Origin of the sequence: Alteribacter populi (assembly GCF_002352765.1) — a bacterium.
Lineage (GTDB): Bacteria > Bacillota > Bacilli > Bacillales > Salisediminibacteriaceae > Alteribacter > Alteribacter populi.
The window spans coordinates 4,064,682-4,090,415 of sequence record NZ_KZ293963.1 but is presented as its reverse complement, the minus strand read 5'-3'; the positions used below and the strand labels follow the sequence as shown (position 1 = coordinate 4,090,415).

Below are 25,734 nucleotides of genomic sequence, written 5' to 3'. Positions count from 1 at the left end.
GTATTAAGAGCAACCCGGTTTCCTTTTTTGTGAAAATAATTCCATTTTTTTTCGGGTGAATTTTCGAGTGTCTTTTCGGGTGCCTGACCCCCGGTGCGTTACTGCGTCACAGCACCGAGGGTCAGGCACCCTGGTTGGTATTTTCGATCGATTAATGATTTAATGAGGGGAACCGTTACATACTTAAGGGAGAGTTGAACATGAACAGAATCCAACTAACAAAAGACCTTTCCTATTCCAAGATTGTCCATGGCGCTTGGCGGTTAAATGAATGGAACTATACAGCCGACGAGACGTTAGCGCTAATTGAGCACTGCATTGATCAAGGAATCACGACATTTGACCATGCAGATATTTACGGAAGCTATACGTGCGAAAGTCTTTTTGGCGATGCTCTCGCACTGAAACCATCGCTTCGAGATAAGATTGAACTCGTAACCAAATGCGGAATTGTTCTTGAATCGCCGAACCGGCCTGAACATCGCTCGCATCACTACAACACATCAAAAAAAACACATCATACAATCAGTGGAAAACTCATTAATGAGTCTAAAAACTGACTACCTAGAAACGCTGCTTATTCATCGCCCCGATCCGATGATGAACCCTGAAGAGGTTGCTGAGGCCTTCACACAATTGAAACAGCAAGGGAAAGTCCGTTCCTTCGGTGTAAGTAACTTTAAACGTCATCAGCTAAATATGCTGCAGTCTTACTTAGAAGACAAACTTGTTACGAACCAAGTAGAAGTTTCCGCTTATCAACTGGAAAACATCAACGATGGCACTCTTGATCTATGTATGGAAAAACGTATGCCACCTATGGCTTGGTCCCCACTTGCAGGAGGAGCTATCTTCTCTAGAGCTGACGACAAATCCACACGATTAAATGATACGCTCACAAAAGTAGGTGAAGAACTAGGTACAGAAGATATTTCTGAAGTAATGTATGCATGGCTGTTAACTCACCCAGCCGGGATTCTTCCAATTGTTGGTTCCGGAAAAACGAAGCGCATTGACTCAGCGGTTCGTGCACTCGACCACCGTCTAACACGCGATCAATGGTTTGAAATTTTGCATAGTTCGATGGGGTATGAAGTGCCGTAAAGCAATTAGTTAAAAAAAATGGTGCCTGACCCCCGGCGCGTTAATGCATTAACGCGCCGGGGGTCAGGCACCTTTCCTTTTACAGACTAGGTACACTACTCTTTTAAGTAGACAGTCATTTCGTCTATCAACGTATCCATTTTTTTCGCATGAGTTTGATACATCTCCTTTGCATCTTCGTTTTCGGTTTGCAAAGAAAAATTCATTAAATTTGCCTGAAGTTGCTTAATATTTGCTGCTACTAACAGTTTTTGCTTAATTTGCGGCATTTTCAAATTATCGTTATACAAATCAAGATAAACATTTCCCATGGAATCAATTTGAGCCAAAAATACTTCAGAAAAATCTTTCGCTCCCTGCTTCATGATTTCCCCTTTCAACCATTCTTTCGTATAACCATATTCATTTAAACTTTTTTCCATAACATTTCCATCTACAATAACAAGACGAGGCTGGTGCTCAAGTTCTACAGTCATTCCCATATCTTTTGTGGTTAAGGGCTGTGAATCGCTTTTTTTCATAATGCTTATCTGTCCATTTTTTTCCATGACAGCTGATTCAACTTCAGATATTTTAAAAGCATCCTTTTGACGAAGATGAATCATCAGTTCATCAATTGTTAAATCTTCTTTTTTAAAATTTTTCTCGAGGATTTTTCCATTTTCAATTAAAACAGTGGGATGTCCTTCAGTAAGTACTCGAAACCTAAATGATTTTAGTTCTATCTTAGAGACAATAAGCGGGAATATGGCCCAAAGGATCATACCCAGAATAAAGTTTGACATCCTTACTTCCGTGCCAAACGTTAATTCCGCAGCGATACTTCCGATCGCAATCCCTACGATATATTCATAAAAGGTCATGTCTGTCATATGTTTTTTTCCCATAATCCGTGCCAATATGAATAATAAAATAAATCCGACTATGCCACGAATCAATACCGTTCCTAATTCAGTCACCTAGTTCACCTCTTATGTGTCCTCAAAAATGTACTACTTGTACATTATCGGGCAAACTAAATCAAAACATATGATTTTAACTTTGATTTCAGATGTAGTATGAGTAATTTGTGCAAACCTATTCAGCAAAGAGGAGGAATAAAAACAACTCTCTCTAACTTGAATGAAATTGATATACTAAAATAGAATTAAAGCCGAATTTTAAAAAAAACCTAAAAAAGGCTGACTCAAAAGTCTTGAGTTAGCCTACATTTCTTAGAAAGTACAAACCTTGATTTACCCTCGGTATCCAGGATCCTCTTGCTCAATTTGTTCCACTCTCGTTTCTAACCCTTCGATTACATCCTGAATCTGTGTTGCAGCTTTAGAATACATTTGTTTAGCTACCTCATCTTGAGTTTGCGATGCAAAAGTCTCAAAGTTTGCTTGAACACTTTTTGCGTTAACCAGTGCTTGCTTGACTTGTATACCTACTGTCACTTTTTTAACCTCCTTAAACCACGATGAATTTTATTTTTCCCCCTGACCATTCGCCATATATCTTTTTTAAGTAACGTTGTTAATATATTATGATTTGAAGTTTGCATACCCACTGGAAGTTACCTTCCCCTGTAAGACACCTATTATTTGAACATATAGTAAAAATTAGGACATAAACTAATTTTAAAAGAAGAAGAGGTGAAAACCCCTGTCATTCCTATATGAACATGAATGGCTATTATTAATAGTGTCTGAAGGACTTACTTGGATATGTTTAGTTTTGTTTTTTCTCAGTCGTTATAAGTTTAGTTTTGTTCGACTTAGTCAATTGTTCTTAACTATGATTATCCTGTGCACCTTTTTTCAGGCTATATTGGTCTTTATAGATTATTCCTTTACAAACAAAATTTCTTTATTTCAATTAATTATCATCATTTTTATCGTTTATGCTACTACTATAGGAAGTTCTGATATTCAACGTCTCGATCAGTTTCTACAAAAAAAATTCAAAAAAACACGAACCACGTTTAGTGAGAATATCTATGTGTATACGAAATACCGAAGGAAACTTTTTTTAATACATACGACTACTTTTCTCACCATTCATCTCGTATGGTTTTTAATAGATCTTAATATAAATAAAGATTTATATAACATTAAGCTGTTGGTTTTCAATGAGCCATTTTTTACTCTTCCACTATTTTTTAAAAGCAATTTCTTCAACATCATTAGTTATTTATGGATCATTATTTATAGCTTTGATTTATGCACTACTCTCATTTATACTACCTGGCAAATGAGAAATAAATAAACGGCACCACTAATTTCACACACTATTTTTGGGCAAACTAAATCTAACCATACTGTAAATTCATTAAAAATGTTTTAAGGAGTGTTTACGTGGTTAGTACAAGTAGAAGCGTAACTTTAATCATAATTATTATTTTCTTAACAGGCTGTAGCAATGTATCCATCACTGAAAAAGATGAATTACTATTTGAAAAAATTGATGAACTACACGTACAAATTGACCAGGAACAATGGGAAAAGGCCTTATCTAACATTAATGAATTTCAAAACAGTTATGAACACCGGAAATGGAAAATGCAACTCTTAGGCGCAATAGATGATTATGAAGAAATTGAGTTAGAAATTGAAAAACTAAAAGAAACTCTAAAAGATCAAGACGAATTAGAGTCTAAAGTAGGATTAAGAGAAATTAAGCACCGGATGTTCCTCATCTATAACCTTTAAATATGAAAAACAGTGCCTGTCCCCCGGTGCATTAATGCACCGGGGGACAGGCACTATCTCAAAAAATCACTGTAACTTTTTTCCTCACTCTTACGTCTATGTACGTAAAGACTGGGGGCATTAAAATGATGAATGGAAAACGGGGATTATCGATTATTCTTTCCACCCTTGTAATAGTCCTTATCTTCTTTGGTTGTAGTAACACCAACCAAGACGAAGCTGCGGAGTATGGTGAGGATGTTAGTAGAGAAGAAATGTCGGACTCAACAAACAGTTACGATGCTGGATTTGTAGAATCATCCGCAGATCAAAGTGAACCTGAAGTTGTTCAGGATGACCGGTCTGTTGAAGAAGAGGAACATTTGCATTCAGACACCTTATCAGAGCAAATGGTGATTTACAATGGAAACATTTCGATCGAAGTGAACGACTATGACCAAGCACATAACCGGATTCACGAAGAAGTAGAAAATGTCAATGGCTACATCGTAGAGTCTTCCGTCTATCAAAGCGGGGAGCAAGAACAACGAGTTGGGACCCTAGTAGTAAGAATGCCTCAAGACTACTTCCATCCTTTTCTCAACGAACTGGAAGCAACTAGTGCAAACGTTCTTGAAAAATCAACTCACGGAAATGACGTAACAGAAGAGTATGTTGATCTCGAATCGCGTCTGAGATCCAAAGAAACCGTCGAGGAGCGCTTACTGTCCTTCTTAGATGGTGCAGAAAACACCGAAGATTTACTAGATATTTCCCAAGATCTTTCTGAAGTTCAGGAGGAAATCGAACAAATTAAAGGCAGAATGAATTATTTAGAAGACCACGTCGCCTATTCAACCATTACAATTCAATTACACGAAAAAAGAGTCAACGTGGCCTCCATCCAAGATCAGGGATCACTAAATACCACAGAACGTGCTCATAGCCTCTTTATGGATACAATTAACTTTCTAATTACCATCGTTTCAAGCATTTTCATTTTCATCATCGGACTATCACCTGTCCTCGTGCCTCTGTTGATTTTGGCTGCCGCAGCACTTTTGTATCACAAACGGAACACTCGTAATAAAAAAGAATAAGAAAAAATAAGTGCCTGACCCCCGGTACTGCACCGCGGTGCAGTACCGGGGGTCAGGCACTTTCCTTTACAACAAACTTTTTATTACCAAGTTTGTTAGATTTGGTACTACTTCATATGAATACATCATTTCTGTTCTTTCAAGCTTTTTGTGGGCATCAATGCCATAGGGGCCAATATTAATGACCGGCACATTGATGTCTCGAATTGCTTGATAATCCACGTAATGCTTTGTTCCCCATCCCGGATTATTTTTACTGACTGCTTCAATCCCTTTTTCATTATCACTTAGCGCAACAAAACTCATATCTGAAATATAAGGGAAGAAGTTCTTCGTAACAATAGGATAGGAATACTGTGGCTGAATCGTTTCTACCGCTTGATCAAGCGCCTCAATTAAATCCTGCTCTTTCTTTGTTTTACCTGTTATATCAATACGCGGAGAATATAAAGACGAATAAAACAGCACTATCGCAGGATCTTTATCCTCCATCCATTTCCATGCTTCTTCGACCACCCTTGCTGCAAACATCCGCGTATCCAACGCTTCATCTTCCAGCAAGCTTTGTTTAAAATTATTCATATAGCGAACATAAGGAGCACCATTTTTCTCAACAAGCAACTGGTCTATTTCTTCATAAGTAAATACCCTTGGCCTCCATATAACATCCTGAAAAGGCTCACCGCTTACTTTACAAAACTGCGCATACCTCTCTTTATAAGACCTTAATGCATTTTGAAAAGCAATGAAAGCTTGTTCTTTAAGCTTTTCCAATACCTCACCTGGCGTCCATGAATGCACAAAAAAATTGTAGTACGCATAAGCAGACAAAGCAGTTTGTACCGTATAGGACGGTTTTAAGTCAGTTTGTTTCAAAGCTACCGGTGGCACAGTCGTCTCCCCATACGCTTCATTACAAAGCTCTGGATTATAGCTAATTTGTCTTGTTAACTCAGCTACAATAAAGTTAGGATCCAACCCCTCAAAACAAGAACCTACATGAGTCTCCGCGCCAGTAACAAAGAAGGAAGGAAGAAGTTTTCCAACCGTTCCCTTGTAAATATAACGGTTCTCATCGCCTTCAAACCGTGGTGAAACAAAATCACCATTAATCGCCGCAACATAATCAAAGTCGTACTCATTTTTCCATTTCTTCAACGTTTTTAAAGCCGAAAGAATGCCGTGAGAACCGTCCTCTTCATCACATTCTGCTAAAAAGACAATGTTCCCTTCAAGCTCTTCAGGATGCTCGGAATAATACTTTAGTAAATATAAGTGACACGCCAAGCCACTTTTCATATCAAGTACACCCCGGCCAAATAACCAGTCCCCTGACTCAAGCTGCTCTCTGACAGAAACCGGCAGGTCCCCGTCCTTTAAGGCCTCCATCAATGTCTCCGGTGAACAGGCATGATCTTTTATTTGCGCAAAATCATCAATTCCTACCGTATCCATATGTCCCATCAAAATGATTGTACGATCACTACTACTTTTCGTCCCTTTTACAAAAGCAAGGACATTATACCTTTCCTGCTCATCGTCGACAGTTTGTTCAATCGTCACATTCGTTGGGTGATCCGTAAAATAAGAAAAAGATGAGATCAGTGTATGAAGCGAATGAGCCATCACTTTTTCTCCATCCGTATTCACAATACTTTCAATACTAACAAGCTGTTTCGTAAAAGCTAGCACTTCCTCACGAGACTGCAGCATCCTCCTGCCCCCATTTCTATTATTCCTCTAGAACTACTATACGAAATTTATTTCGGATTTGGAAGTATTTTTTAGCCTTAGAAACCTATCAATCTATCTTGAAATATTGTTAGGCCCGTCTTACTATCAGAATTATGATATTTTTTCTATTATGGAAACTGGATAAGCCCCTGTCACCCCAACCAACTAAAGCTATATCCTCCAAGCTGCTGCAAAAGAACATCTTTAGTTCTTAACCTGATTAAATAAAAAATGGACCTTCCCCTCTTTGAGTGCCAACGCCGCATCAAACGTTTTCTTTCCTTTAAAACCTTTAATCTTATTCGTCTTTCCTTTTTCGCATAGCTGCTTAATTTGGCTTTTTGTAAGGGCCTTTCCGAGAATTTTCTTACTAAATGTCTGCTTACACCCTTTCCTGTACTCGGAGCATCCGTAAAAGGTCTTCCGGTCTGCAATGAATCCTGTCTTGCAAGCGGGGCATAAAGCAATTTGATTACTCTTATTCCTCTCCGTAACGGTGGTACTCACGTTTATTTTCTCAACGCTTCCTCCAGCCTCTTGAACGATTTTATGAGTAAAAGCGATGGTATTATCAATAAAGGCTTTTGACTGTGCCTTCCCTTCACCGATTTTCTTTAAATACATCTCCCACTTTGCCGTCATCGTAGGCTTGGACAGTAAAGTCCCATCTACTGCCTGACACAAGAGCTTTCCTTTTTCAGAGACAGTCACAACATTCTTCTTCACGTAAATATACTCTTGTTTAATAAGCGTCTCGATAATACTGCTCCTTGTCGCTTCCGTTCCTAATCCTTCGACATCCTTTAATGTGGATTTGGCTTCCTCATCATCTTCAATCGCCTGTCCACACGTTTTCATCATATTAATGAGCTGACCTTCTGTATAAGGTTTAAGAGGTTTAGTCGCTCCTTCCTTGGTCGCAATTTCAGCCCTGGCTGCCATTCCTTTCGCCACAGGAGGAAGCAGTGGTTCCTTATCTTTCTTCTGATCAGCTGATGATTTTTGAAATAGAGCTTTCCACCCCTGATCCTTCTCGACTTTACCCTTACTAAAAAATTCAAGAGACTTCACATCGGTTATGATCGTCGTTTCCTCATATACGTAATCATGATGAAACATCGCAAGCATACTGTTTAATATTTCAAAATAAACGTTCCGCTGATCTCGATTCAAGCTTGCAAGCGTTTTTTGATCCGGCAGCTTTTTCGTCGGAATGATCGCATAGTGTTCCTGCACTTTACTTCCATCTACATAGCGTTTGTTTGGTTTTGTTGAAGAGGGAGCAAATGAAGTCCCAGCTATATTCTGATAAGCAGACAAGTTAGACTTAAGGTAGTTAAATTCGTTTTCAGTAATATGCTGCGTATCTGTACGCGGGTAGCTAACAAGCTTTAGAGGTTGATCGTAAAGGGATTGAACGGTTTTTAAAACCTTGGAAGGGCTGTACTTATACTTTTTGTTGAGAAGAGATTGTAAACTTGAAAGAGAATGTAGCTTTGGCGGCTTTTGCCGTTTCATTTCTTTTTTAACTTCCTCAATGACCCCTTTTACTTCAGAAGAAATGTGGTGTTCTTGTAAAATCTTGTCGACCTCTTCTTTCGTTTTATAACGTTTCTTCACCTTTCCTTTATAAGAACCCTTCTCCGTATGAAAATGTCCTTCAATTTCAAAGAAAGGCTCAGGCTTAAAATCTTCAATTTCTTTCTCACGGTCATAAATTAATTTCAGTGTCGGAGTTTGAACCCGCCCCACACTAAACACATCTTGTATGCCTTTTTTTTGAAGAAGGAGCGTATAAAGCCGACTCGTGTTGATCCCAACAAGCCAATCACTAACCTGCCTCGCTTGCGCTTCCTGATAAAGCGGTAAATAATGAGTCCCGTCCTTTAAATTTTGAAACCCTTTTCTTACTTCATTAACTTCAAGACTATTGATCCATAACCGTTTCGTTGGCTTACGGGAAGCTCCCGATAATCGAATAATACTTCTCGCGATATTTTCCCCTTCACGATCACAATCAGTCGCTACGATAATTTCGTCCGTTTCTTTTAGAAGCCTCTTCACTATGTTAAATTGCTTTCTCGTTTTTGCAGACGGCTTAAACTCAAAAGTTTCCGGGATAATCGGTAACTTTGAAAGAGACCACCTCTTCCATTCTACCTTGTATTCATTCGGATTTTTCAACTCGACTAAATGACCAATCCCCCATGTTAAATGAGCACCCATTGGAAAGGTCGAACATGCCGGAATATAAAAATACCCATCTTCTCGTTTCACCTTTGAAAAAGCTTCAGCATAGGCTTTTGCTTGACTTGGCTTCTCTGCTAAAATGACCGGCATAAATACCTCCATTGTTAAATGAGAATGCAGTAAAAAAACGCGCATATAGAGAATGTACGTTCCCATTATACCATAGTGATGAAAGTTTTGGCTATTGACGCCGAGATTCATAAAATGGTTGGAACCTCTACCTGATAACGGTTGCTCTCGCCTTTCGTGCAGTACTCCGTCCCATTCCCTAAGTTTCCGTTGCATTTTAAATCTATTAAACGAAAGAAGGAACACATATAATAATAGAATAGCTTTTATTGATTTTTCATCGTTGCATCGTGCTCTATTCATTAACTTTTTGAAAGGTTGGATACATCATGTTAGAAGGAAAAATCATAAAATTTTACAGGGAACAGCAGCAATTAAAACAGAGTGACATTGGTCTAGGCATTTGTTCAAACACTCATGTCAGTAAGATTGAACGAGGATTAACAGAAGTATCCGGTGACATCATTGACTTACTTGCCAAACGGTTGGGGATTGATATGCAAAAAGAAATAAAAAATTATCTAAGCTTAACAAGTTTACTAAAAAAGTGGGAAGATGCCATCATTATGCACTATAAGGATAAGGCTAAAGAGGTTAGAGTACAAATAGAAGATATTAAAATCCTTCACACTCCTGACTTTTACCATTCATATACGCTGCTACTTGCGAGGTACTATTTACTAAATAATAAACATCATCTTGTGAAACCACTTATTGATGAAATGGATTCAAGTACGAACCATTCTCCTAAAGAGCAGAACATGCTTTGGCATATAAAAAGTATTTATAGTATGAAATACAAATTTGATTATGATGAAGCCATTTCCTACTTACGTAACGTATCTATCGATGAGTATAATAACCATGAGTATTACTATGATTTCGCTCTTGCCTATCATTCTATTAACTCACGGGTTTTAGCGTATTATTATGCTAATCTTGCTCTCCAGTTCTTTACTAAGCATCGTTGTTTCGTTCGTATGATTGAGACTGAGATGCTCATGCTGATTCAAATTGAACAAGAAGGTAACCCGGTCCATACCGAATACGAAAGGTTAATAGAAATGACCGATAGTTTAGGATTGATCCATCAGCAGGCACTAACCCTGCACAACTATGCCTATCAACAAGTTCGTCTAGGAAACTTTAAGAAAGCAAGTGACCTCTACTATAAGTCCATGAAAAAGAAAGACCCTGAAAGTCCTTTTTATTTAGGCTCCTTAGAAGGATTTGTGAATGCATTAACCAGTGATGGGAAAACATCAAAAGCTAGACTTTTAAGCCTAGCAGAGGAGGGTCTTTCTTTAGCGAATAAAATATCATCTGAAACGTTTATCCATCTTTTTACCTTACATATGTATAAAATCCAAGAAAAGAAGGATTTGTACTACCAATACATTGAAACGAAAGCATACCCTTATTTTAAGGAAAATGGAAATTCCCTTCCCTCAGAACATTATCAAATTGTACTTTTTGATTACTATATGGAAAATAAAGAACGAGACAAAGCAAACGAACTAGCTCAGGCACTTGTAGATAAGTACCGTACAATTAATAATTTTGTTTAACCATAAGTATAAGAAAAACCGCCTAACGGTCGTAAAAACACCGTAAGTTTCCGCCGCATGTTCTAAAGTTTCAAGGATACTTTTTTCCCTTGAGACGAGCGGCGTTAAGGTCCTATTTTAACTTCTTAACTCTTAAGAAAGGAACTAGTGCTACTACACTAGTTCCTCGATTTACCCTGACATGGTCTTTTATACGGACCGCTTACCTTAAAAGGTAAGCTTTAATGATTTCTTGTGAAATATGGTTTCCTTTAGTATCCCAACCTGTTGCTTTTATTGAAACAGATGACGCATCTCTAGGAGAAGTAATGGTTGTGATGAACGAATCACCTTCACGCTCAAGCTTTACCTCTTTCCATGTTTTTCCTTCATCAAACGAAGCTTTCAATGTTGCTCCCTCAATTTCTCCATATCCGTCCACACCATCAATCGTCGCTACGGATAATTCTAGATTTGTAGAGCGCCCTGCTACTGCTTCACCATTCATATTTGTATCCACATTATAATCGAGTGACAATAATGGGAAATAGGCTTGCCAATCTTCTGGTTTTTCGGTTTCGAACGTCCACTCTGTATGCGTTCGGACCGATGTATTCCATCGCTCTTCATCACGAGTTGCTTCATTGACAATGCGATATTCGGTACGCTCCTCTGCAAGAATGTCGGATGCATAGATCGCCTGGGTATTGGATTCGCTTAACAACGTGTCTCCCTGCCATAGCTGAAGTTTTTGTTGTTGGCTACTGTTATCACCTAGATTACTACCGGTGTGACCAACACCTGAGTCAGCCCAAGAAGGGACATTGATCGAAGCGGAATTATTTTGTCGATGAGGTGTCCAAAAGCCCTCTCCGAAACGCGGACGGACAATAGGACTAAACCAGTCTTGCTGCAATCGTTGACCAGGCTCATACGACACGGCTGGTGGTCTTATTTCCCATCTATTATCAAGAACTTCTGCTTTTTGATACCACGTTGTATCTTGAGGTGCTGATACCCACTCCTCCCTTTCAGCAGGTAGGGAAAGTCGTTGTGGGAAGCCCATAGCACGAAATGTATGAGGTCTCATGTCATACCTAAACTCCGCACCTGGTGCTTCGCGATCAGATTTATATCGGCTATCAATTTTCACCAATTCCTTCGGTTTTGGTGCATAAGCTAAATTATCGGGTATATGATTGGTGTGGACGTCTACCAAGTCATACACATAGGGCGTGTCAGGTGACATCTCTATATTAAGCATCAATCTACCTTTATCGGTAGCACTAATCAGTTCTTCACCTTGACTTTTTGAAATCCCAGCTACAGCTAACGGAATATCTGTATCATTACCAACATATTCGTTGAACTTTTGATCTTTATCGTTAACAATGATTAACAAATTAGCTCCAGCATCCAAAGCTACCTGGGCTTGTTCTCTTCCACTTATTTCCTCGTTTCGATCAACAATAACCGCATTTTCTTCGACATTTAAAGCTTTATAGTCCTCCTCTTTGCCTTTCCCTGCATAGACAGCAGATAAATTATATTTTCCTTCTATTAGCGTACTTCCACCCATTGGAAGGAGGTTTAGATCAGTCCCTCTTGCTTTAATTGTGAGGTACGGCTTTATCAACCGCCAGCGCGTTAGCATTTCAAACTCTCCATGCTCGACTGCTTTTGTTGGCGCGGCATACATTCTTTCAGTCCATACAGGTAACATCCAAATGTCATTTATCTCTTGATCTCCAAGGGATCGGTAATATTCTACTCTCCTGTAATTAGCTTCTGTTTTCTTTGGAACATTTGCTGAAATTTCATTTACCTCTCTTGCATCAAGCTCGACTGTTTTTGGACCATCTAGTAGCACTTCCGGATCTCCTACTAATGCTACTCCTTCATCAGGTGTACCTACATCAACATCCATTAGTGACATAACAGAATACGTTCCTGGTGTCAGCCGAAGTTCGACCTCTCCATCAACTGCGGTCATGCTTGTTTGACGACCCTCATTTACGATACCAACATAGGCTAAAGCTTGGGAACCATCTCTGTCGATTGCTTTAATCGTAAGTGGATATTTCTCTTCTTCTTTTGTCATCGCTAATACCGAACGTGCAACAACATGCCCATCGTGAGAGGCCACTAAACTTCCTTGATACGTAGCTCCTAAATCGGCTAGTTTCGGATCCACAGTAACACTGACTTCTTCTTTACTATTTGCCGGTATTGTAACATCACTTTCAGAAACGGTTAATGTACCTTCTGCTGCACTCGTGCCATCTTCTTTGGTAAATGTTGCTTCTAAGTGAAGTGTGATGTCTTCATCACTATCGTTGTAATACATAACCACTCTCTCTACACTTTCAGCCTCATCATGTGGCCATTGGAAAAATCCAAAGGACAAAGAACCCGTTGCTCGAACATCATTTAAAGCGGCTTCAAGATCAAGTGCCCCTGCCCCCACTTCAAATGGCTTGTGGTCTTCGATGCCCTTTGCTGAACTCATGAGTGCGTGTTTAATTTCTGTACCACTCCATTCCGGATGCTTTTGGGCAAGAATGGCTGCTGCACCTGCTACATGAGGAGTTGCCATCGATGTTCCGCTTTTTCCCGTATAGAAACCCGACCCTGATGCAAAATCAGACCGAGCTGCTACAATGCCTACCCCAGGAGCAGCAATGTCCGGTTTGATTGCTTTATCTCCATATCGAAGTCCTCTTGAAGAGAATCCGGCAATTCTGTCATTTCGATCAATAGCTGCCACGGTTAGTGCTTCATCGGCTGCACCAGGTGATCCTACTGTTTCCAGACCTCCACTATTTCCAGCAGCGATAACAAAAAGGGTTCCTGTTTCCTCAGTAAGGCTGTTTACTGCGACAGACATAGGGTCTGTTCCGTCAGTAGGATCTCCTCCAAGACTCATATTCACAACCTCAGCGTTTTCCGCAGCCCATTCCATACCTTCAATAATCCAGGAAGTTAATCCGGTCCCCCCATCGCCTAACACCTTGCCAACTATTAAGCGCGCATCCGGAGCAACCCCTTTATATTGTCCTTCAGAAGCATCACCCGAGCCTAATACTGTTGATGCTACGTGAGTTCCATGACCATTCTTATCATCTACTACTTCTTCCGGTACGAAGCTCACTGCCTCATCCAACTGGTTCTTAATATCCGGGTGATCGGGATCAATTCCCGTATCTAATACCGCAACTGTAACCCCCTCGCCTGTGTAACCCGCATCCCAGGCATTAGGCGCATTTACTTGTGAAACACTTTCATCGATCTGTACTTCTACGCGAGAATCCAGCCAGATTTTTTCAATCCCTTTATTAAATGAAACAGAATCAACTGATCTATTATTCATTTCTTCCTGGGTAACATCCTCCCAGAATGATTTTACTTGTTTCTTCTCTGCTTCAACAGCAGCTCCATTAATACTTTTCAAATCACGCTTCTTCTCTGCGCCTTTTGGTAGAGATGGTGTAGTGAAGGTATTTGCTTTTATTTCTTCATACTCTAAGATAATAGGAACAGATTCAACATTGTGATCATCGAACTCATATTCAACTAATTTTGAGAGGTTGAACAACTCCATATCAAGCTTCCCAGCTGTTAAATATGGCATTGCTTCATTTGGAAATACAAACGTATCATCATCAAGTGTAATGATTCGAAAACCATCCCCATTTTCTTCTGCCGACTCTAAATCTACTGTACTTTTTCCATCCCTCATATTGTTAATCGTTACAACGTCACCTGTTATCAGTGTTATAACTTGGGTGTCTTCCCCAACTTCCCCTTCTATGACCTGTCTTTCCCCAGCATTAAACTCATGATTTTCTCCTTCAGCTTGGACCGCACTTGCCTGCAGAAAAGGATCAATTAACAATAAAACTGCAATCACGGATAACAATAAACTTTTTAGATACCATTTATTCAAGTTGCATTCCCCTCTTCTCTCTCGTTATAGTAATAGCCCGCCTAACAACACTTGCAAAGTCACCCCCTTGAAACTTTCAGTAGAAAGGTAGTTTTATCGATTTCATACCATCAGACATGTAAGTTCTAGTTGTAATTAGTTGAATTATAATCTGGTATAGACATTGATACAATTGGGTTATTCACTTAGTCTATAGGACTAGACTACGAAGAAATGATGAGGGTTTTCTATGAAAAATGAAGTAGGAAATAGATAAAAAGTATTAAAAGCTATTCATTGAGTTGGGGTTTTGGATATTGAGGTTTCCAATTGTAGTGTTAAGGAAGTTCAGTTTGATGACGAAATGAGTCGGATTCTTTTGGATTAAAAAACGATTCCCTATTTTTGTAGGTAAGAAGATCTATATTATGAAGCGACGTTTCCGAGAGAGAGATGGATTTTGGTTATCTTTCATCGTCTAAAAAAAATCAAAAAAGCGGCTCTCATCGCTGAGAACCACCTTGATATCGAATCATACGATATGCTTTGTTTTTTGTTTAGTGTAATTATACATAATATCCACTTTTTTGTTTAATTTAAAAATTAGTACACACTTCACTACTAAATAATATTAAAAAACTGTGTACTTTTACGTGACCTGATTACAGCCACAAGTATGTACCATCTCTGCCAAGTTTTTTACCAGCAGTTGCCACGAATTTTACTGCAACGCGTTTACCAATAGAAAAACAGCAAAGATTTTTAAATGAAAAAGCTTAATTCTCTCGAGGAATTAGGCTTTGGTCTTCCGCAATCGCGCTAATTGTGGAATATCATTTTCTATTGAATAGTATCCTTATACTTCGCAGCAAATGACTTTGTTGTTTTTCACCTTTCTTATTCAACATCAGCCGTTCGTTTAATAAAAAATCCCCTAAAGAAGGTCAATAGTCCCTTTAAACTCCCTCCATTTGTTCCCCTTCCCGTTTCTATTAATCTAAGTTTTCCAAGCTTAAACACCACTTTCACTGAAGAGGAGCAGAAGATGTTCGGAAGTGGAGGGACGCGGGATGACACTATCCAATACGGTTGTCAGGCCGAAAATCACTCCCTTCCCGCTCACCCATAATCTGCTTTCTCAATGTGAAAAGGACAAAAGAATCTAAATCAATAACAAAATATATATTACCGGTTTTAAACCTCCAAAATTAATCTCGCTTAGTCAACTGATAACAACAAAAAGAGTATGTATAGGAATGTACATACTCTTCGTCTACTTATTACTTTTATCTTTTACCAATCAATACGATTATCATAAATTGTTGTCGTCATTTTTCTTAGTTCAAATATTTTATCAAGTGCTTTAGTGGCTGCCTTTCTTGCAGGTTCAATTAGTGGCTTACGGTCACTCTCAAAATAATAAAAGGCGTCTCTATATCCATGCTCCTTTAACATTTTTGCTAAATACATCCCATCTTCTAAAGCCCATGATGCACCAATTCCTAGCATCGGGTTGGTGGCATGAAGGGCATCACCAACAAAAGTGACTCGCCCATGATACCAATGCGGTAGTTCTTCCAATTCAAAGATATTTCTAGACGTAATATTTTCTGTATTGTTTAGAAGTTCAATAAATGGATTATCCCACCCACTAATTTTTTCTGATAACCAATCCTTGATAAATTGATTGTCAGCCAACTCTAATTCTGTTGCAGGAATCTTTCTTTCTTCTTTACCACCAAATTGCCATAATATATCTGTTTTTGAAGTTGGTGAACATTTACTTACAAAAGTACCTATATAATTATCAAAATCTATATAAACACTGGCATTAGTATTAATCGTTTGCTTCACATTAGAAGAAGATACCAGCCCATGAATCCCATAGTAACCAGTATAAATAGGTTTAATTTGAGGAAATACTATCTCTCTTGTTCTTGAATGAATGCCATCTGCCCCGACTAAGATTTCTCCCTTTACTCTAGAATCATCAGAGAAAATAGCTGTAATACTATCAGAGTTTTGTTCCAAATTAACAAGTCTTTTATTATAGTGTACTAGTATATTATATTCCTCAGCTTTTTCTAAAAGAAATTTTATTAAGTTATGTCTACTAATCGTTATAAAGGTTTTACTAAAGAAATCATTTCCCGCAAAAGTAGTACTGGACAGTTCTTTATAGTTACTAGTATATGTTGTCTCAGACTCCAAAGGAAAACTATGATCTGCAATTTGAGTTATACCTAGTGTCTCAAGAACATTCAGGCCATTTGGTGTGAGTACAAATCCTGCCCCGCTCTCTCTTTCAACTGAAGCACCTTCAAATACGATACTTTCTATTCCAGCCTTTTTTAAAAATAAAGCCGTAGCAAGACCACCAACACCAGCCCCAATGATAATTACTTTTTCTTTCACATTAAACACTCCTTTTTTTATAAAAACTGGGTGAAATACAATTATTAAACCCGTTATTTGAATAAAAGCATAACTTATGATTAATTAGGAAGGTATAATTGAAATAGAATGACTTTCACGCCCAAAACTTATAGGAGGAATTTATGGTTAATAAGAAATACTTTTCAATTGGGGAAGTTTCTAAATTAAAGAATATTACGATAAAAGCCTTACGCTATTACCATAATATTGGCTTGCTAATACCTGCCTACATTAACCCCGATAACGGTTATCGGTATTATACAATTAATCAATTCATTTATCTGGATATTATAAAAATTTGTAGGCACAGGAATGTTAGTATTAATGAAATTAAAGCATTATTTGCTAAAGCTGATACCAATTATCTTAAACTTTACTTAGAACAGAAAAATGAAGAAATTCATAACGAAATAAAAAAATTAGAGCAGTTTAATAAACAAATAGAAATATTAAAGACAACTATTCATTCATCAGAAGATGAACTTATGAATAAAGGCTTTAATATTCAGACATTTGAAGAAAGGTATTTTTTAAGTTCACCTACACAAGGTGGAGAACTTAATGAAATAAAATCATTTGATAAATTAGATGAAAAATTAGGCGAATTTACAATCAATACGTTTCAGTATGGATTAATTTATTCATGTCATTATGATAACTGGGAGATCAGTGATGTATTTCGTCTAATAACATCAGATGATTATAAATTTCTTAAAGATACCTCTAATGTATCTGAATTACCAAAGGGAGAATATTTAACTGTTAATTGTACGAAAGATACTGAAGTTGAAACATTTCAATTAGTAATAGAATATTTGAAAAAAAACAGTTTGATGTGTAATAAAGTTTATATGTTTTATTTAGTTACGGATGTTTTTAATCAATATAATCATTTCTCCCAATTTCAAGTAAGTCTAAAATCCACCCCATAAATGAGGTGGAATGTCCTTTAACTTAAAGTTTATATTCATAAATAAAATTTGTATTTTCGAGTTTGCCGTTAGGTAGATTAAATACAGTTACTTCTTCATCAAGACGGACAAACCTATTATGGTCATAGAACCCATAGTTACTCATTGTGTCAGTATACACATAAATTTTATTTGCTTTTGTTTCTCTTAAGTAAGAGATGAGTTCATTAAATAATTTTTTCCCTATCTTTTTTCCTCTAGCTTCTTCAGAAACAGCAAAGAATTCTAAGCAACCCTGAAACTCATTTTCTTTTCCTCTAATTAACTGGCTGTATGCCTCATTAGTCGCGGATGTGAGTTCAACAAATACTTTTCGTCCTTTGTCATTTAGATTTAAGAGTTGTAGCAATTCACTTGTATAATCTTCTTGTAGCAATCTATAAGATGCTGTTTCACCAACTCTTGAACCAAAAATTACACCAATGACTTCTCCGTCTAATGTAGCTACTCTTCCAAAAGTGCTTTTGTTTAATACTGGACTTATGAACATCATTGTAACAGCTGCATTTATTATGCTCTCATCCTCTATAAAATCCTTTGCGCTCCAAGTATCTGCAATAATTGCTTTAATAGGTTCTATATCCTCTTTTCTAACATCTCTAATATCTAAGTTCATTTTGATTTCCTCCTTTTATTTTATTAGCTTACAAATTGATTTTAATGCCTCCCTTATAGGGGAGAGTCAAGTATTTATTTTAAAGTTTTTTCAACTAACCGTTCATTTAAAAAAATGGAACTGGCTTACTCCAGCTCCATTCCATATCTTATTAAGACCTTCTCCTAATTTACTTTTTTTAATTGAATCCACCATAAATTACTAAATGGGTCTACAAAACCTGCCATGTAGCCACCTTCTTCATCTTCCGTGACTTCCATAAGTGATGTTGCTCCTGCTTTAATTGCTTTCTCATAGGTGTCCACAACACTTTCAACATTAATGTACATTTGTATAGGAACTAAACCATCATTCTTTAAATCTCCACATACTCCTGGACCACAATTCCCATCATAAGATGTATCTGCAAAATAAATAGAACTTTCACCGATTTTCATTTCCGCATGAACTACACCCTCTGTATCTCCTAACCTGTTAATACTTATTACTTCCGATTGGAAAACCTCCCCGGTAAATTCAATAAATTGTGTGGCATTTAGTACCATAAAATAAGGTACGATTGTTTGGTTCACTTGTTGATTTTTCATAGATATTCGCTCCTTTTAAATTAATTTTAACCTTACATTTCTATAGTACAATATTAATGCAAATGCTAATGTTTATTATTTTTTTTCATTGAAAATAGTTTATTATATAATAAAAACCCGTCATCAGGTTTAAGTTTAAATTATAAGTTTTGTAAAGGGGATTTTTATGAAAGGTATTGAGATTGCTAAAAAATTAAATATAAGCACCAGCGCATTAAGGCATTATGAATCATGGGGACTGGTTCCTACAGTTGAGAGAGAAGAAAATGGATACCGTATTTATACGAACGAGCATGAGGCGTATTTTAAATGTATTCGTTCTTTATTACCTGGCTTTGGTATGGACTTGGTAAAAAAAGTAATGCCACTTATCAAAAATGGGAAAATTGTAAAGGCGTTATGGCTAATTAATAAAGCCCAAGTTGACCTTTATAAGGAAAAGGAAACTGTACAAAGAACAGTAGAAATACTTGATTTAAAAGAGTTAATGCAAATCCCCACTTACCTTACCAAAAATTATTTTACAATTGGAGAAGTGGCAAGAGAAGCGAATGTATCCGCATCAGCAATTCGACATTGGGAAAAGGAAGGATTAATTAATCCTGAACGGCACAAAGAGAGTAGATTTCGTATATATAGTCCATCTGATATTCGAAGGGTGCTGATTATCCGGACTGTTCAAAGAGTTGTTTACTCATTGGATATTGTTCGTGAAATATTGTCAGACCTTGAAAAAAACAACGTTGCTAAGGCTAAGAAAATGGCTTTAAAATCATTGGAATACATTGATTATGCACTAACAGAGCAAGTAAGAGGGATAGCATCTTTACAGTATCTTTTGGATACTGTCAACAAGGAAAAGGTAGAGGAGTAAATAAATTAAGTAAAAACTAAAAGCTGAAGTAGTAATCACAATTCCAGAAGATATGGTGCTCATATCAAAAGTCGAATATGAAGAAATGAAACAAAATGAATTGTCAGGCGTGTATTGAAATATGAAAAATCTTGAAGAACGTAGAAATAAGAAACATGAGTGGCTAAAAGAAAAAATTCTCTACCCTCAAAGATTTAGGAAAATACTTGATGTTAAAAACGGAGGATTTGTTTATTATCCTGACTCTAAAGGTAAGACTTGGGCTTTCCAGGCTACGAAAATGACTGAATTTCTGGACAAGAATTTTCAGAATATATTTGGTGATAAGCCTTAGACAATTCTATTAAGATCTTTCTATTTTGTCCTTGCTATTACTCTTTCTATCTCGATATCCGGTACAATAAAGAAAACATTGCTATAATAATTTCGTACATAAACAGGAGGTGATCCTTTTGAATGTAAACTTATCCGCAACTGGAACTTGGGAAGTAGATAATTCTGGTCAACAATACTACGGAGACCTGTACTTAAACAAGGATGAAGGGGCGATTGTTCTTTATATTCGAATACCAAATAGTGGCCCTATAATGAGTTATTTGGAACTACCTCTTACCATCCCTTTCATTACCGGCTCTACAGCAAATGGTGCCAAACTTACTCTTGTCGATTGTGTAAGAATAAGTACCCAAAGTAGGATTGGCTCTGAGGAAATTTTTGGATATCAAGCGAAATTTATGTTTGATGCTACTAAATTTGAAAAAGAAGAAGATATTAGGTTTACAAAAATGACAATTGGTATACCGGGGATAATTCAATGGGGTGATACTTCAAACTATGTAAGACCAGAATTAGAAGACAGAGAAACTCTTATAAGTTTAAAGATTATCGAGCCTATCGAAATTTACTCATGTGATGAATACACTCTGGCTTATGACTTAACCTTCAGCTCTCCATTTGAATTCATGCAAGAGGAGATCATTTTAAAACAAACACCATACCTTGTTATTCATGCTCAATCAGCTCAAACATTAGAATGGTTTATGGAAATAGCCCATCAAATGAAAAGGTTAATCGAAATAACTATGGGTAATCCATTAGGTTTTGATTCTATGATTGTAGAGTCGCCTGAGATTTATTATGAATTTGAAAGTGAAAAGAAACATGTTCGACCGTTAGAAGTTGTTCATGCGCATAAACAAAATATGGATAAAGAAAAGATCAACAAAAAAACGTTAAAGCATGATTTTTTATTTAACTTGAGCGAGCTTAGACAAGCTGATTTTGCCAAGTGGCAAGAAATATCAACTATTATGGAACCCATCATAGAATTATATATAGACAGCTTATACAATCATAAATTGTCAGTAAGTCGGCATTTTTTGAACATGGTACAAGCATTAGAAACCTATCACTCTCGTAGAATTACCTACTCTCTTCGCGACTACAAGAAAAGAGTAAAGCAATTACTCGAAATAAGGCCAGAAGCCTTTCGCGAAAAAGATCAGAAGCTTTTACTAGAGGGTTGTAGAAGATTTGTTACATTAAGATGTCGTCTGACTGACCTATTACTAGCAGACTTTAGGTTCTTCTTTAATACAGGCGACTTCAAATTAAAGGAATTTCCTCAAATAGTTGCTGATACAAGAAATTACTACACTCACTATGATCCAAACAAAGAACATAAAGCTCTTAAAGGTGAAGAGCTAATAACCGCCTTCCATATCCTACGAAACATACTAGAGTATTACTTACTTAAAGAGTTTGGATTTGAAGAAGAGTTTATTCATGATAGAATTAGTGAAAGAATAAGCCCTATAATGACTAGCAATGAAATAAAAAAAGCTGATAAGAGGAAAAGGTATAAATAACTTTTTAGAGCGCCCCTTTGACTGAGCGCTCTTTATTCTCTATAATCTAATTAAGTGCTTTATTGATGGTTGTTGGCTATTGCCTGCAACCTTTTTTTTCTATTTTTAAGTGCTTCATTTGACCGCTTCGGATAGGCTCTGTCAGCAACATAATTACCAAATTTTATTTCTAATCGTTTTCTAAAGACTCCCTTTGACTTAAGCCCTTGTTTTTTCCACCGTTTTGCTTCAAAGCTCGTTAAACCGATTCTAAGGGTTGAATACGATGGAATAGAATAAAATTGTACCGTATCGCACTTTCTGTTCTTTATAGCTATTTCATTGGCCTTTTCATATAAATAGCCAGGGATCTCATTATCTGGCACTTTACGAATCAGCCCTAAAAATGCCAACATTGCAATTCGCTCTGACAGTTTCGACTTTGAAACTGAAAAGAACTTCTCGAGATAACCTAAGCTACAGAAGAAAATAGGTTTGCCGTATCGGTCAACTGCTTTTTTGCTTCCTAGATGTAATTCTGATAAGTCATGGAACATAAGCAATAATGGTTTCATGTATGATACTCAAGAAACTTCTTTAAGACAGGCTTCCCTCTCTCAATCTCTTCAGTCAACAGCTTCCTTTTGTTATCGCGCAACCTCTCAAGTTGATCTTCTTTCCATTCAGATGTTTCTACATGAATGCAACTAAGAAGGCTGCAAAAGATTTCTTAAATGAAGTTGAGTACCACGATCGGAAGGGAACTTATATATTAGAAGTCAAGATGACACTCTCTAATTACCTAGACGAATGGTACAAGCTTCATGTGGAAAATCGTCTTAAGCAAACAACCAGTGAAGGCTACTACAGAAATATCAAGCACATCAAAGCTGAACTAGGAAACCTACAACTGCAGCAGTTAAAAGCCGTGCATATACAACAGTTCTATAAAAGCAAAATGGAAGATGGCCGCCTTGATGGTAAGGGCGGTCTCTCCGAAAAAAGCATTCGCTATATTCATCGTGTGTTATCCAGAGCTCTCAAAGATGCTGTAAAACAACAATTAATCCCTAGGAATATCGCTAGTGATGTCACACTACCAAAGCCTAGGAGGTATCAAGCAGAGGTGTATGACAAAGAAGAGTTAGTGGATCTAATCAATGCAGTGAAAGGGACTGAGTTCGAGCTGCCAGTCATATTAAGTCTCTCTTTAGGACTAAGGCGTAGGGAAATCTTTGGAATGACCTGGGATCAAGTCGATTTCAAGAACAAGTCAGTGACTATTGATAAACAACTTATCAAGAAGAAGTATGGCTTAACGTCTCCAAAGACAGAGGATAGTATCCGTACACTACCTCTTCCAGACACTTTGATTGAAATACTCATGCAAATAAAGAAGAGCCAAAAGAAAGATATAATGAGAAATAGAGACAAGTACAAAGAGCATAATCTAGTCATCTGTGATGAATATGGGGAATTAAAGTGCCCGAATTATTTCAGCAAGACATTTGCTAAGTTCCTAGAGCTGAATGAGCTGAAACATATCGCTTCCATGACTTGAGGCACACTTATGCTACTCTCGGATTGTCTAATGGCGTCTCGCTTAAAATGGTTTCTGAATTGCTAGGTCACTCAACGATTAGTATCACAGCAGACATCTACGGACACATTCTAGATGACGCTAAAAGGAATGCATCCAATGAGATCTTTAATAGCATTTTTGATAATACACTTAATCAATCAATAAAGTAAAAATAGACTTGTTATCAAAAACAGTTTTTAACTCGTATGCAAACAAAAAAGGATTCAGCATTGCCCGCTGAATCCCTTGATATTACTAAGTTTTATGTATGGTACCGGTGGTCGGGGTCGAACCGACACTCCGTGAGGAACACGATTTTGAGTCGTGCGCGTCTGCCTATTCCGCCACACCGGCATAAAATAAAAAAGGCATTGAAATTTGTCTGGTGCCGAGGGCCGGACTTGAACCGGCACGGTAATCACTTACCGCAGGATTTTAAGTCCTGTGTGTCTGCCAATTCCACCACCCCGGCATGACATCCAGAAGACATTTTATTATATTAATGGAGGCGGCACCCGGATTCGAACCGGGGAATCAGGGTTTTGCAGACCCATGCCTTACCACTTGGCTATGCCGCCTTAATATGGAGCGGAAGACGAGATTCGAACTCGCGACCCCCACCTTGGCAAGGTGGTGTTCTACCGCTGAACTACTCCCGCAGAAATGGCAGGGCTAGCAGGATTCGAACCTGCGAATCACGGAATCAAAATCCGATGCCTTACCGCTTGGCTATAGCCCTAAAACCAATTTGTTCATTTAACATTTATGGGGCGACTGATGGGATTCGAACCCATGCATGCCGGAACCACAATCCGGTGCGTTAACCAGCTTCGCCACAGCCGCCATTGTAAAATAATTAATGGCAGGGGCAGTAGGAGTTGAACCCACACCGGAGGTTTTGGAGACCTCTGTTCTACCATTAAACTATGCCCCTACACGAGACATTGTTAATTAATAATACAAAATGGTGGAGGGGGACGGATTCGAACCGCCGAACCCGGAGGGAGCGGATTTACAGTCCGCCGCGTTTAGCCACTTCGCTACCCCTCCACAAAAGAAAGAAGAACCAGTTATTATATTACAAAAAATTGAATAATCCGTCAAGGATTATCGATGGTGCTGGCCAGAGGACTTGAACCCCCAACCTACTGATTACAAGTCAGTTGCTCTACCAATTGAGCTAGGCCAGCGTATTAAAGTGGTGGCTCGAGACGGAATCGAACCGCCGACACGAGGATTTTCAGTCCTCTGCTCTACCGACTGAGCTATCGAGCCAATCTATTTAATAATAATGGCGGTCCCGACCGGGATCGAACCGGCGATCTCCTGCGTGACAGGCAGGCATGTTAACCGCTACACCACGGGACCATTTGGTTGCGGGAGGAGGATTTGAACCTCCGACCTTCGGGTTATGAGCCCGACGAGCTACCAGACTGCTCCATCCCGCGACGTTATATAGCATATGGACGATGCTATTCAATGTTGTTACCTCTTCCTCTGCCAGCTTTTGCTAACGATGGTTATCCGTCGAGGCAACTCGCAGCTTTTACAACGATGGTTTACTCGTTGCTCCATCCCGCGACGTTACATAGCATGCATGTGATGCTAATAATATAAAGTGAAATAATGGTGGAGGATGACGGGCTCGAACCGCCGACCCCCTGCTTGTAAGGCAGGTGCTCTCCCAACTGAGCTAATCCTCCAGAGATTGTTTGTAATAAGCTGCGAATCTCTTCGTCAGATGCGTTCTTTCAGATCCTCACGTACTTGGGTACGCTCCGGTCTTCTCTCACTTTCTTCCTCGACCTTCTTGCTTCTTTCAAACAATCGAGTGAGCTTTAACCTGCGAATCTCTTCGTCAGATGCGTTCTTTCAGATCCTCACGTACTTGGGTACGCTCCGGTCTTCTTTCTCTTCCCTCGATCATTCTTCTTGCTAAGATCAAACGATCGAGTATGTATATCTTAAAGAATTGCTATGGTATGTAATGGTGACCCGTACGGGATTCGAACCCGTGTTACCGCCGTGAAAGGGCGGTGTCTTAACCACTTGACCAACGGGCCATGCTCTGGCGGAGAGCGAGGGATTCGAACCCTCGAGACGGTTCTACACCGCCTACACGATTTCCAATCGTGCTCCTTCGACCTCTCGGACAGCTCTCCATATGGCTCCACAGGTAGGACTCGAACCTACGACCGATCGGTTAACAGCCGATTGCTCTACCACTGAGCTACTGTGGAATAATTCTAATTGCCAATAAGCTACGAATCTCTTCGTCAACTGCATTCGATCAATCAGTCACGTACTTGGGTACGTTCCATCTTTCTCTCACTTGCTTCCTCGACCTTCTTGCTTCTTGACAATTAAAGGTTTCAGATTGCTACGAATCTTTTCGCTATGCTTGACCAATTTGAACATAT

Annotated in this window: 17 protein-coding genes, 16 tRNA genes and 2 pseudogenes; 10 read left to right on the top strand and 25 right to left on the bottom strand. The window is 38.3% G+C overall.

All coding sequences use genetic code 11. From position 1 onward, the window contains the following. The first annotated feature begins 200 nt into the window (after positions 1-200). A pseudogene (locus CDZ94_RS18885) lies at positions 201-1,104 on the top strand (aldo/keto reductase). A 95-nt stretch (positions 1,105-1,199) separates the two neighbouring features. Here CDZ94_RS18885 and CDZ94_RS18880 read toward each other — a convergent pair. After that, a complete protein-coding gene (locus tag CDZ94_RS18880; RefSeq protein ID WP_096439780.1) occupies positions 1,200-2,063 on the bottom strand; it encodes a DUF421 domain-containing protein in 864 nt (287 codons plus the stop codon). Between the two features lie 276 nt (positions 2,064-2,339). Next, on the bottom strand, positions 2,340-2,543 hold the full coding sequence (locus CDZ94_RS18875) for a DUF1657 domain-containing protein (protein WP_096439778.1): 204 nt from the start codon (positions 2,541-2,543) through the stop codon (positions 2,340-2,342). A gap of 900 nt (positions 2,544-3,443) precedes the next feature. Between CDZ94_RS18875 and CDZ94_RS18865 the strand changes: the two genes are divergently transcribed. After that, the gene (locus tag CDZ94_RS18865; protein WP_157812034.1) at positions 3,444-3,797 is read left to right on the top strand and encodes a DUF4363 family protein; all 354 of its coding nucleotides are present in this window, start codon (positions 3,444-3,446) and stop codon (positions 3,795-3,797) included. Positions 3,798-3,922: 125 nt separating this feature from the next. After that, entirely contained in the window at positions 3,923-4,876 is a 954-nt protein-coding gene (locus tag CDZ94_RS18860) for a DUF4349 domain-containing protein (protein ID WP_157911784.1), read from the top strand. Positions 4,877-4,942: 66 nt separating this feature from the next. Here the strand turns inward: CDZ94_RS18860 and CDZ94_RS18855 are convergent, their stop codons facing one another. Further along, positions 4,943-6,589, bottom strand: a complete 1,647-nt coding sequence (locus CDZ94_RS18855; RefSeq protein WP_096439770.1) for a M20/M25/M40 family metallo-hydrolase — start codon at positions 6,587-6,589, stop codon at positions 4,943-4,945. A gap of 225 nt (positions 6,590-6,814) precedes the next feature. Then, the gene (locus CDZ94_RS18850) at positions 6,815-8,950 is read right to left on the bottom strand and encodes a type IA DNA topoisomerase (protein ID WP_096439768.1); all 2,136 of its coding nucleotides are present in this window, start codon (positions 8,948-8,950) and stop codon (positions 6,815-6,817) included. A 308-nt stretch (positions 8,951-9,258) separates the two neighbouring features. Between CDZ94_RS18850 and CDZ94_RS18845 the strand changes: the two genes are divergently transcribed. Then, the gene (locus CDZ94_RS18845) at positions 9,259-10,497 is read left to right on the top strand and encodes a helix-turn-helix domain-containing protein (RefSeq protein WP_096439766.1); all 1,239 of its coding nucleotides are present in this window, start codon (positions 9,259-9,261) and stop codon (positions 10,495-10,497) included. A gap of 202 nt (positions 10,498-10,699) precedes the next feature. Here the strand turns inward: CDZ94_RS18845 and CDZ94_RS18840 are convergent, their stop codons facing one another. Together CDZ94_RS18840 and CDZ94_RS18835 are read right to left on the bottom strand one after the other, a co-directional pair. After that, a complete protein-coding gene (locus CDZ94_RS18840) occupies positions 10,700-14,422 on the bottom strand; it encodes a S8 family peptidase (protein ID WP_096439764.1) in 3,723 nt (1,240 codons plus the stop codon). A 1,272-nt stretch (positions 14,423-15,694) separates the two neighbouring features. Beyond that, a complete protein-coding gene (locus CDZ94_RS18835; protein WP_157911783.1) occupies positions 15,695-16,816 on the bottom strand; it encodes an FAD-dependent oxidoreductase in 1,122 nt (373 codons plus the stop codon). Between the two features lie 143 nt (positions 16,817-16,959). Between CDZ94_RS18835 and CDZ94_RS18830 the strand changes: the two genes are divergently transcribed. Further along, on the top strand, positions 16,960-17,769 hold the full coding sequence (locus tag CDZ94_RS18830; protein WP_096439760.1) for a MerR family transcriptional regulator: 810 nt from the start codon (positions 16,960-16,962) through the stop codon (positions 17,767-17,769). 22 nt (positions 17,770-17,791) lie between these two features. Here CDZ94_RS18830 and CDZ94_RS18825 read toward each other — a convergent pair whose 3' ends face one another. Both CDZ94_RS18825 and CDZ94_RS18820 read right to left on the bottom strand, forming a co-directional pair. Continuing rightward, positions 17,792-18,424, bottom strand: a complete 633-nt coding sequence (locus CDZ94_RS18825) for a GNAT family N-acetyltransferase (RefSeq protein ID WP_096439758.1) — start codon at positions 18,422-18,424, stop codon at positions 17,792-17,794. A 164-nt stretch (positions 18,425-18,588) separates the two neighbouring features. After that, on the bottom strand, positions 18,589-19,011 hold the full coding sequence (locus CDZ94_RS18820) for a VOC family protein (protein WP_096439756.1): 423 nt from the start codon (positions 19,009-19,011) through the stop codon (positions 18,589-18,591). Between the two features lie 166 nt (positions 19,012-19,177). On the opposite strand from CDZ94_RS18820, the gene CDZ94_RS18815 reads away from it, so the two are divergent. The 3 genes and pseudogenes from CDZ94_RS18815 (at position 19,178) to CDZ94_RS18805 (ending at position 21,753) form a co-directional block, all read left to right on the top strand. Then, positions 19,178-19,885 carry a MerR family transcriptional regulator gene (locus tag CDZ94_RS18815; RefSeq protein WP_096439754.1) on the top strand — a complete coding sequence of 236 codons (708 nt, stop codon included), beginning with the start codon at positions 19,178-19,180 and terminating at the stop codon, positions 19,883-19,885. A 52-nt stretch (positions 19,886-19,937) separates the two neighbouring features. Then, positions 19,938-20,219 (top strand): annotated as a pseudogene (locus CDZ94_RS18810) (DUF771 domain-containing protein). A 118-nt stretch (positions 20,220-20,337) separates the two neighbouring features. After that, complete coding sequence (locus CDZ94_RS18805; RefSeq protein ID WP_096439752.1) at positions 20,338-21,753, top strand: ApeA N-terminal domain 1-containing protein; 1,416 nt, start codon at positions 20,338-20,340, stop codon at positions 21,751-21,753. A 59-nt stretch (positions 21,754-21,812) separates the two neighbouring features. Here the strand turns inward: CDZ94_RS18805 and CDZ94_RS18800 are convergent, their stop codons facing one another. Beyond that, entirely contained in the window at positions 21,813-22,307 is a 495-nt protein-coding gene (locus CDZ94_RS18800; protein WP_096439750.1) for a hypothetical protein, read from the bottom strand. Positions 22,308-22,429: 122 nt separating this feature from the next. On the opposite strand from CDZ94_RS18800, the gene CDZ94_RS18795 reads away from it, so the two are divergent. Both CDZ94_RS18795 and CDZ94_RS22010 read left to right on the top strand, forming a co-directional pair. After that, a complete protein-coding gene (locus CDZ94_RS18795) occupies positions 22,430-23,293 on the top strand; it encodes a site-specific integrase (protein ID WP_096439748.1) in 864 nt (287 codons plus the stop codon). Beyond that, positions 23,290-23,484, top strand: a complete 195-nt coding sequence (locus CDZ94_RS22010) for a tyrosine-type recombinase/integrase (RefSeq protein ID WP_096439746.1) — start codon at positions 23,290-23,292, stop codon at positions 23,482-23,484. The genes CDZ94_RS18795 and CDZ94_RS22010 overlap by 4 nt, the downstream gene beginning before the upstream one ends. 99 nt (positions 23,485-23,583) lie before the next feature. Here the strand turns inward: CDZ94_RS22010 and CDZ94_RS18785 are convergent. From CDZ94_RS18785 to CDZ94_RS18710, 16 genes are all read right to left on the bottom strand, one after another. After that, a tRNA-Leu gene (locus CDZ94_RS18785) sits at positions 23,584-23,668 on the bottom strand. 29 nt (positions 23,669-23,697) lie between these two features. Beyond that, positions 23,698-23,786 (bottom strand) — tRNA-Leu (locus CDZ94_RS18780). Positions 23,787-23,817: 31 nt separating this feature from the next. Then, positions 23,818-23,892: transfer RNA gene (locus CDZ94_RS18775), tRNA-Cys, on the bottom strand. 6 nt (positions 23,893-23,898) lie between these two features. Then, a tRNA-Gly gene (locus tag CDZ94_RS18770) sits at positions 23,899-23,973 on the bottom strand. A 5-nt stretch (positions 23,974-23,978) separates the two neighbouring features. Beyond that, a tRNA-Gln gene (locus CDZ94_RS18765) sits at positions 23,979-24,053 on the bottom strand. 27 nt (positions 24,054-24,080) lie between these two features. Beyond that, positions 24,081-24,157, bottom strand: a tRNA-His gene (locus CDZ94_RS18760). Between the two features lie 17 nt (positions 24,158-24,174). Next, positions 24,175-24,248: transfer RNA gene (locus CDZ94_RS18755), tRNA-Trp, on the bottom strand. Positions 24,249-24,279: 31 nt separating this feature from the next. Further along, positions 24,280-24,364: transfer RNA gene (locus CDZ94_RS18750), tRNA-Tyr, on the bottom strand. A 64-nt stretch (positions 24,365-24,428) separates the two neighbouring features. Beyond that, positions 24,429-24,504: transfer RNA gene (locus tag CDZ94_RS18745), tRNA-Thr, on the bottom strand. Positions 24,505-24,513: 9 nt separating this feature from the next. After that, a tRNA-Phe gene (locus CDZ94_RS18740) sits at positions 24,514-24,589 on the bottom strand. A gap of 17 nt (positions 24,590-24,606) precedes the next feature. Continuing rightward, a tRNA-Asp gene (locus tag CDZ94_RS18735) sits at positions 24,607-24,682 on the bottom strand. Positions 24,683-24,685: 3 nt separating this feature from the next. Further along, positions 24,686-24,762: transfer RNA gene (locus CDZ94_RS18730), tRNA-Met, on the bottom strand. Positions 24,763-24,941: 179 nt separating this feature from the next. Further along, positions 24,942-25,017, bottom strand: a tRNA-Val gene (locus tag CDZ94_RS18725). 285 nt (positions 25,018-25,302) lie between these two features. Then, a tRNA-Glu gene (locus CDZ94_RS18720) sits at positions 25,303-25,377 on the bottom strand. A gap of 6 nt (positions 25,378-25,383) precedes the next feature. After that, positions 25,384-25,476: transfer RNA gene (locus CDZ94_RS18715), tRNA-Ser, on the bottom strand. Positions 25,477-25,479: 3 nt separating this feature from the next. After that, positions 25,480-25,554, bottom strand: a tRNA-Asn gene (locus CDZ94_RS18710). Positions 25,555-25,734 lie beyond the last annotated feature (180 nt).